Annotated in this window: 7 protein-coding genes; 4 read left to right on the top strand and 3 right to left on the bottom strand. The window is 68.4% G+C overall.

Going from position 1 to position 7,315, the window contains the following annotated elements; translation table 11 throughout:
* Positions 1-53: 53 nt before the first annotated feature.
* On the bottom strand, positions 54-725 hold the full coding sequence (locus tag ACWGIF_RS37470; RefSeq protein ID WP_453504284.1) for a response regulator: 672 nt from the start codon (positions 723-725) through the stop codon (positions 54-56).
* Between the two features lie 64 nt (positions 726-789).
* A complete protein-coding gene (locus ACWGIF_RS37465) occupies positions 790-1,710 on the bottom strand; it encodes a RecB family exonuclease (protein WP_453504283.1) in 921 nt (306 codons plus the stop codon).
* 223 nt (positions 1,711-1,933) lie between these two features.
* Here ACWGIF_RS37465 and ACWGIF_RS37460 point away from each other — a divergent pair, with 223 nt between their 5' ends.
* The 3 genes from ACWGIF_RS37460 to ACWGIF_RS37450 all read left to right on the top strand — a co-directional run bounded on the left by ACWGIF_RS37460 (position 1,934) and on the right by ACWGIF_RS37450 (position 4,815).
* Positions 1,934-3,067 (top strand): site-2 protease family protein, encoded by a 1,134-nt coding sequence (locus ACWGIF_RS37460; RefSeq protein ID WP_453504285.1) that lies wholly within the window; start codon positions 1,934-1,936, stop codon positions 3,065-3,067.
* 18 nt (positions 3,068-3,085) lie between these two features.
* On the top strand, positions 3,086-3,982 hold the full coding sequence (locus ACWGIF_RS37455) for a tRNA (adenine-N1)-methyltransferase (RefSeq protein WP_453504281.1): 897 nt from the start codon (positions 3,086-3,088) through the stop codon (positions 3,980-3,982).
* 224 nt (positions 3,983-4,206) lie between these two features.
* Positions 4,207-4,815, top strand: a complete 609-nt coding sequence (locus ACWGIF_RS37450; protein ID WP_453504279.1) for a hypothetical protein — start codon at positions 4,207-4,209, stop codon at positions 4,813-4,815.
* A gap of 4 nt (positions 4,816-4,819) precedes the next feature.
* On the opposite strand, the gene ACWGIF_RS37445 is transcribed toward ACWGIF_RS37450, so the two are convergent.
* Positions 4,820-5,140: a ferredoxin gene (locus ACWGIF_RS37445; protein ID WP_453504277.1), complete on the bottom strand. Its 321-nt coding sequence runs from the start codon at positions 5,138-5,140 to the stop codon at positions 4,820-4,822.
* A 264-nt stretch (positions 5,141-5,404) separates the two neighbouring features.
* Here ACWGIF_RS37445 and arc point away from each other — a divergent pair, with 264 nt between their 5' ends.
* Positions 5,405-7,171, top strand: a complete 1,767-nt coding sequence (arc, locus tag ACWGIF_RS37440; RefSeq protein WP_453504276.1) for a proteasome ATPase — start codon at positions 5,405-5,407, stop codon at positions 7,169-7,171.
* The last annotated feature ends 144 nt before the right edge of the window (positions 7,172-7,315 follow it).

Genomic DNA, 7,315 nt, shown 5'->3' with positions numbered 1-7,315 from the left:
CTGCCGGCCCGTTCCGCACGCCCATCCCGACATCGACGGCCCCGCCAAGGGACTCACTGGGCTCCGGGACGCACCAGACCGCTCTCGTAGGCGTACACCGCCGCCTGAACCCGGTCACGCAGACCCAGCTTCGTCAGCACGTGCCCCACATGCGTCTTCACCGTCGTCTCGCTCACGAACAGATCCGCCGCGATCTCCGCATTCGACAGACCCCGGGCCACCAGCTTCAACACCTCGACCTCACGCTCGGTCAGCGTCCCCAGCGTGTCCGGGACGCTCTCCTCACCCGACGGCAGATGCCCCGCGTACTTGTCCAGCAGCCGCCGCGTGATGCTCGGCGCGAGCATCGCCTCGCCCGCCGCGACCACCCGGATCGCCTGCACCAGCTCATTGGCCGGCGCATCCTTCAGCAGGAACCCGCTCGCCCCCGCCCGCAACGCCTCCACCACGTACTCGTCCAGATCGAACGTGGTCAGCACCAGCACCTTCGCCGGCCCGTCCCGCCCCGGACCCGTGATCTGCCGGGTCGCCTCCACCCCGTCCATCCGCGGCATCCGGATGTCCATCAGCACCACGTCCGGCTGCAGCGCCCGCACCTGGTCCAGCGCCTGCAGACCGTCCCCGGCCTCACCCACCACCGCCAGATCCTCCTCGGCCTCCAGAATCATCCGGAAGCCGGTGCGCAGCAGGGGCTGGTCGTCGACCAGCAGGACGCGGATCGCCACGGGGTCCACCTCGTATTCGTCGGAAGGCTACGGCGGGCCCGCCCATTCTGCCCTGACCCGGTGATCACGACTCCGCCGGGAGCTCCGCCCCGGGCCGCGCCGGGGGCACCTCCCGGCGATAGCCGGGGGAGATCACCAGCGGATACGGCGGCGGAGTCCCCCCGAACTCCGGACACACCGCCCGATGATCACACCAGCCGCACAGCTTCGTCGGCCGCGGCCGCCACTCACCCGACTCCGTCGCATCCCGGATCGCCTCCCACAACGCGAGCAGCTTGCGCTCCACCCGCTCCAGATCCGCGACCACCGGGTCGTACGTCAACACGTCCCCACTGCCCAGATACACCAGCTGCAGCCGCCGCGGCACCACCTGCTTCAGCCGCCACACCACCAGCGCGTAGAACTTCATCTGAAACAGCGCACCCTCGGCATACTCCGGCCGCGGCGCCTTGCCCGTCTTGTAGTCGACGATCCGCACCTCACCCGTCGGCGCCACGTCCACCCGGTCGATGATCCCGCGCAAGCGCAGCCCCGACTCCAGCTCCGTCTCCACGAAGAACTCCCGCTCCACCGGCTCCAGCCGCGTCGGGTCCTCCAGCGTGAACCAGCGCTCCACCAGCGCCTCCGCCTCCGTCAGCCACCGCGCCAGCCCCGCCCCCTCATCCCCTGCCGGGAACAGCTCCGTCAGCTCCGGCTTCGCCTCCAGCAGCCGGTCCCACTGCCCCGGCACCAACGCCTTCGCCCGCGGCGCCGTCCGCTCCTGCGCCGGATGGTCGAAGAGCCGCTCCAGCACCGCGTGCACCAGCGTCCCCCGCGTCGCCGCCGCACTCGGCTTCTCCGGCAGCCTGTCGATCACCCGGAACCGGTACAGCAGCGGGCACTGCATGAAATCGCTCGCCCGCGAAGGGGAGAGCGAAGTGGGCGCCACAGCGCTCCGCGCATCGGCATCGGCTGCACCAGGCACAGCACCGGGACTCGTCGTCATGCACAAAACCCTACGACCCGCCACCGACAGCACACGCATACCATCGACGCCAAGCCCCCTCGCACTGCATGATCGGAGCATCACAACCCGCTACAGACACCACCCCTACGCGACCAGAACCACACTGGAACACACCGGCACCGAACGAAGGACAGACGTGGCAGACACCGACGAAACCGGCGAGCGCGCAGGCCGGCGCTCCGGACCGGGCGGCGGAATCCTCATGGGCCGCCCCTTCGGCGTACCCGTCTACGTCTCGCCCAGCTGGTTCCTCGTCGCCGCCCTCATCACCTGGGTCTTCGGCGACCAGCTCGACCGGGTCCTGCCCGACCTCGGACCCGTCCGCTACCTCGTCTCCCTCTTCTTCGCCGTCGCCTTCTACGCCTCCGTCCTCGTCCACGAACTCGCGCACACCGTCGCCGCCCTGCGCTTCAAACTCCCCGTGCGCCGTATCCAGCTCCAGTTCTTCGGCGGAGTCTCCGAGATCGAGAAGGAATCCGAGACCCCCGGCCGCGAATTCGTCCTCGCCTTCGTCGGCCCCCTGCTCTCCCTCCTCCTCGCCGGCGCCTTCTACCTCGGCATGCAAGCCGTCGACCCGGCCACCGTCCCCGGCGTCCTCCTCGCCGGCCTGATGATCTCCAACCTGCTCGTCGCCGCCTTCAACCTCCTCCCCGGCCTCCCCCTCGACGGCGGCCGCATGCTCCGCGCCCTCATCTGGGGCATCACCGGCAAACCCATGGCCGGCACCGTCGCCGCCGCCTGGGTCGGCCGCGGCCTCGCCGTCGCCGTCCTCCTCGGCCTGCCCCTGCTCACCCACACCGGAATCCTCGGCAACCGCACCGAGGAGATCGGCGGCATGGACACCGTCATGGACGCCCTCCTCGCCGCCATCCTCGCCGCCATCATCTGGACCGGCGCCGGCAACAGCCTGCGCATGGCCCGACTGCGCGAACACCTCCCCGAACTCCGCGCCCGCACCCTCACCCGGCGCGCCATCCCCGTCGAGAACACCACCCCCCTCTCCGAAGCCCTGCGCCGGGCCAACGAAGCCGGCGCCCGCGCCCTCGTCGTCGTCGACGGCCACGGCGACCCCACGGCCATCGTCCGCGAGAGCGCCATCGCCTCCGTCCCCGAACACCGCCGCCCCTGGGTCGCCGTCAGCACCCTCGCCCAAGACCTCAGCGACGGCATGAAGGTTTCCGCGGACCTCACCGGCGAACAACTCCTCGACCACCTCCGCGCCACCCCCGCCACCGAATACCTCGTACTCGAACCCGACGGCGCGATCTACGGCGTCCTGTCCACCCTCGACGTCGAGAAGGCCTTCGTGAAGGCCATGGCACGGCCCCAGTCCTGAAGCCAATACACTGGTCACATGTCCGAACCGACCGGTGCCGCCCGCCGACGCGGGCCCTTCAAGGTCGGGGACCAGGTTCAGCTCACCGACCCCAAGGGCCGCCACTACACGTTCACGCTCGAAGCCGGGAAGAATTTCCACACCCACAAGGGTTCCTTCCCCCACGACGAGCTGATCGGTGCTCCCGAAGGCAGTGTTGTCCGTACCACGGGGAACGTCGCGTACCTCGCGCTGCGCCCCCTGCTCCCCGACTACGTCCTGTCCATGCCCCGCGGCGCCGCCGTGGTCTACCCCAAGGACGCAGGCCAGATCCTGGCCTTCGCCGACATCTTCCCCGGCGCCCGCGTCGTCGAAGCGGGCGTAGGCTCCGGCTCCCTGAGCAGCTTCCTGCTGCGCGCCATCGGCGACCAGGGCATGCTCCACAGCTACGAGCGCCGCGCGGACTTCGCCGAAATCGCCACCGCCAACGTGGAACGCTACTTCGGCGGCCCCCACCCGGCCTGGCAGCTCACCGTGGGCGACCTCCAGGACAACCTGTCCGACACCGACGTCGACCGCGTCATCCTCGACATGCTCGCCCCCTGGGAGTGCCTGGAGGCCGTCTCCAAGTCACTCGTCCCCGGCGGCATCCTGTGCTGCTACGTGGCCACCACCACCCAGCTGTCCAAGACCGTCGAGTCCATCCGCGAGATCGGCTGCTTCGCCGAACCCCAGCCATGGGAGTCGATGATCCGCAACTGGCACGTCGAAGGCCTGGCCGTCCGCCCCGACCACCGGATGATCGGCCACACCGGCTTCCTCGTCACCGCCCGGCGCCTCGCCGACGGCGTCGAGCCCCCGATGCGCCGCCGCCGCCCCGCCAAGGGCGCCTACGGCGACGACTACGACGGCCCCGGCAGCGACCGCTCCGCGTAACCGCACCGCCGACTCAACACGACGGCGCTGTGGCGCAGTTCCCCGCACGACCCGGGAACTGCACCACAGCGCCTTTTCGTTGTCCCGGACGCCGCCACCCGCGGGCCCCGCCGCCACCCGCAAGCCCCGCCGGTCCGCCGGCTCCGGACCCAGCCGTTCCACCTTCCTGTGAGGTGTGGCACGATGCTGGCTCCCCGTCACCCTTCGCACAGGAGACACCCCGCGTGCTGCACAGCCCCGCCGAGCTCACGCCGACCCCGGACACCCTGGCCCACAGCCACGCCAGGCCCGTCCACTGGCTCGCCACGGCCACCGCCATGGCCGCCGTCATAGCCACCGCGGGACTCGTACAGCCGGCCACCGGCACGCCCGCCACCGGCACGCCCGCCACCACCACGGAACCCGCCGCGGGACCCCCGGCCGCCGCACCCGACGCCGCCGCAGTCACCTACCCCCTCGACTGCAAAGGCGCCCCGCAGACCGTCACCGAATCCGCCCACGGCGACCTCGACGGCGACGGCCGCCCCGAGACTGTGGCCGCCGTCCGCTGCGCAGCAGGCTCCGGCACCCCGCCCCACGCGATCTACGTCCTCACCCAGGACCGCACCGAAGGTGCCCGGCCCCGCGTCGTCGCCACCCTCCTCGACACCGCACAACGCCGGACCGCCACGGAACTCACCGTGCGCGACCGCACCGTCACCGCGAGCCTCCTCGGCTACTCCGCACCCGAGATCCCGCGCTGCTGCCCCGACGTGAAACAGCTCGCCAAGTGGCGCTGGACCGACGGAAAATTCCGCCAGGAGCTGACGGACTCGGCCGCCAGGAGTGTTTGAAACGTCACTCCGCGTCCGGACCGAAGACTTCCACCCTGTCCGAAACGCGCCTTACGTGAATACAGTCCCCGGGGCATTCCTTCGCCGAGTCGACCACGTCCTGGAGCAGCGGCAGCGGAACCGGAGCGCTAGCCCCCGCCTCCTGCAGCAGCTCGTCGTCCGCGCTCTTCACGTACGCCAGACCATCAATGTCCAGCTCGAACACCTCAGGCGCGTACTGCACGCAGATGCCGTCCCCGGTACAGAGGTCCTGATCGATCCAGACCTCGAGCGGCTCGCCGGCCCCGCCGACGTCGCCCGTCGGAGCGTCCTGCTGCACGGTCATATCTCCTGCCGTTCCCTGCGCTGAGTGATCCATCCCGGTCACCACTCGCAGCAAGTCGCGCGAGCCCTGACGGGTGTTGAACAGTTCGACCTTACAACCGGCCGCTTCCCGAGTTTGATGGGTGGGTATTTCCTTGGCGTGAGGGAGTACGCAAGGGTGAAGATCGGACACACCTCTACCGTCTTTGTGATCTAGGGGTTTCAATCACCACCAGCCCAGGTAGGGTCAGGAAGCGTCCAGCTCCCCTTGGAGGAGGTGAGGACCGTGGCAGCCCACGACGACGACATCAACCGCGGCATCCGGCCCGGGCGAGGGTCTGAGGACCCCGCCGGCCAGGTTGCCTTTCTCGAGCAGGAAATCGCCGTCCTGCGACGTAAGCTCGCCGACTCTCCGCGACACACGAGGATTCTCGAAGAGCGGATCATCGAGCTGCAGACAAATCTGGCCGGCGTATCCGCACAGAACGAACGACTCGCGAATACCCTCCGTGAGGCCCGCGACCAGATCGTGGCCCTCAAAGAGGAAGTCGACCGGCTCGCACAGCCGCCGGCCGGCTTCGGTGTCTTCCTTCAGGCGAACGAGGACGGCACCGTCGACATCTTCACCGGAGGCCGGAAGCTCCGCGTGAACGTCAGCCCCAGCGTCGACCCGGAAGACCTCCGGCGCGGCCAGGAGGTCATGCTCAACGAGGCCCTCAACGTGGTCGAGGCCATGGCATACGAGCGGGCCGGGGACATCGTCACCCTCAAGGAGATCCTCGAGGACGGCGAGCGCGCCCTGGTCGTCGGGCACACCGACGAGGAAAGGGTGGTGAGGCTCGCCGAGCCGCTCCTGGACATCACCATCCGCCCCGGCGACGCCCTGCTGCTCGAACCTCGCTCTGGCTACGTCTACGAGGTCGTCCCCAAGAGCGAGGTCGAGGACCTCGTCCTCGAAGAGGTCCCCGACATCGACTACGACAAGATCGGCGGCCTGGGCGACCAGATCGAGCTGATCCGCGACGCGGTCGAGCTCCCGTACCTCTACCCCGACCTGTTCAAGGAACACGAACTGCGGCCCCCGAAGGGCATCCTGCTCTACGGCCCGCCCGGCTGCGGCAAGACGCTCATCGCCAAGGCCGTCGCCAACTCCCTTGCCAAGAAGGTCGCCGAGGTGACCGGCCAGGCCCAGGGGAAGTCGTACTTCCTGAACATCAAGGGCCCCGAGCTCCTCAACAAGTACGTCGGCGAGACCGAGCGGCACATCCGCCTCGTCTTCCAGCGTGCCCGGGAGAAGGCGAGCGAGGGCACCCCCGTCATCGTCTTCTTCGACGAGATGGAATCCCTCTTCCGCACCCGCGGATCCGGTGTCAGCTCGGACGTGGAGAACACCATCGTCCCGCAGCTCCTCGCCGAGATCGACGGTGTCGAGGGCCTGGAGAACGTCATCGTCATCGGCGCCTCCAACCGCGAGGACATGATCGACCCGGCCATCCTGCGGCCCGGCCGCCTCGATGTGAAGATCAAGATCGAGCGTCCGGACGCCGAGGCCGCGAAGGACATCTTCGCGAAGTACCTCAAGGCCTCCCTGCCCCTGCACACGGACGACCTGTCCGAACACCAGGACTCCAAGGACGGCACCGTCCACAGCATGATCCAGACCGTCGTCGAGCAGATGTACGCCGAAACCGAGGAGAACCGCTTCCTCGAGGTCACGTACGCCAACGGCGACAAGGAAGTCCTCTACTTCAAGGACTTCAACTCGGGCGCGATGATCCAGAACATCGTGGACCGTGCGAAGAAGATGGCGATCAAGGCCTTCCTCGAGCACAACCAGAAGGGCCTGCGGGTCTCCCACCTCCTCCAGGCCTGCGTGGACGAGTTCAAGGAGAACGAGGACCTGCCCAACACCACCAACCCGGACGACTGGGCCCGAATCTCCGGAAAGAAGGGCGAGCGGATCGTATTCATCCGCACCCTCGTCACCGGAAAGCAGGGCGCGGACACCGGACGCTCCATCGACACGGTGGCCAACACCGGTCAGTACCTCTGAGGCGGAGCGGCGGGGGGTTTGCCCCCCCCGCCCACCCCCACCCCCACAATTAACCAAAGCAAATTAACGCCCCGATTAAAACCGAGGCAAGGGGGATTAAAAAAGAGAAAAAAAAAAACACAAAAAGAAAAAAAATAAAAAAAA

The organism is Streptomyces sp. NPDC054849 (genome assembly GCF_053610945.1).
The sequence above is the reverse complement of the archived record's forward strand: the minus strand, read 5'-3'. Positions and strand labels throughout refer to the sequence as shown.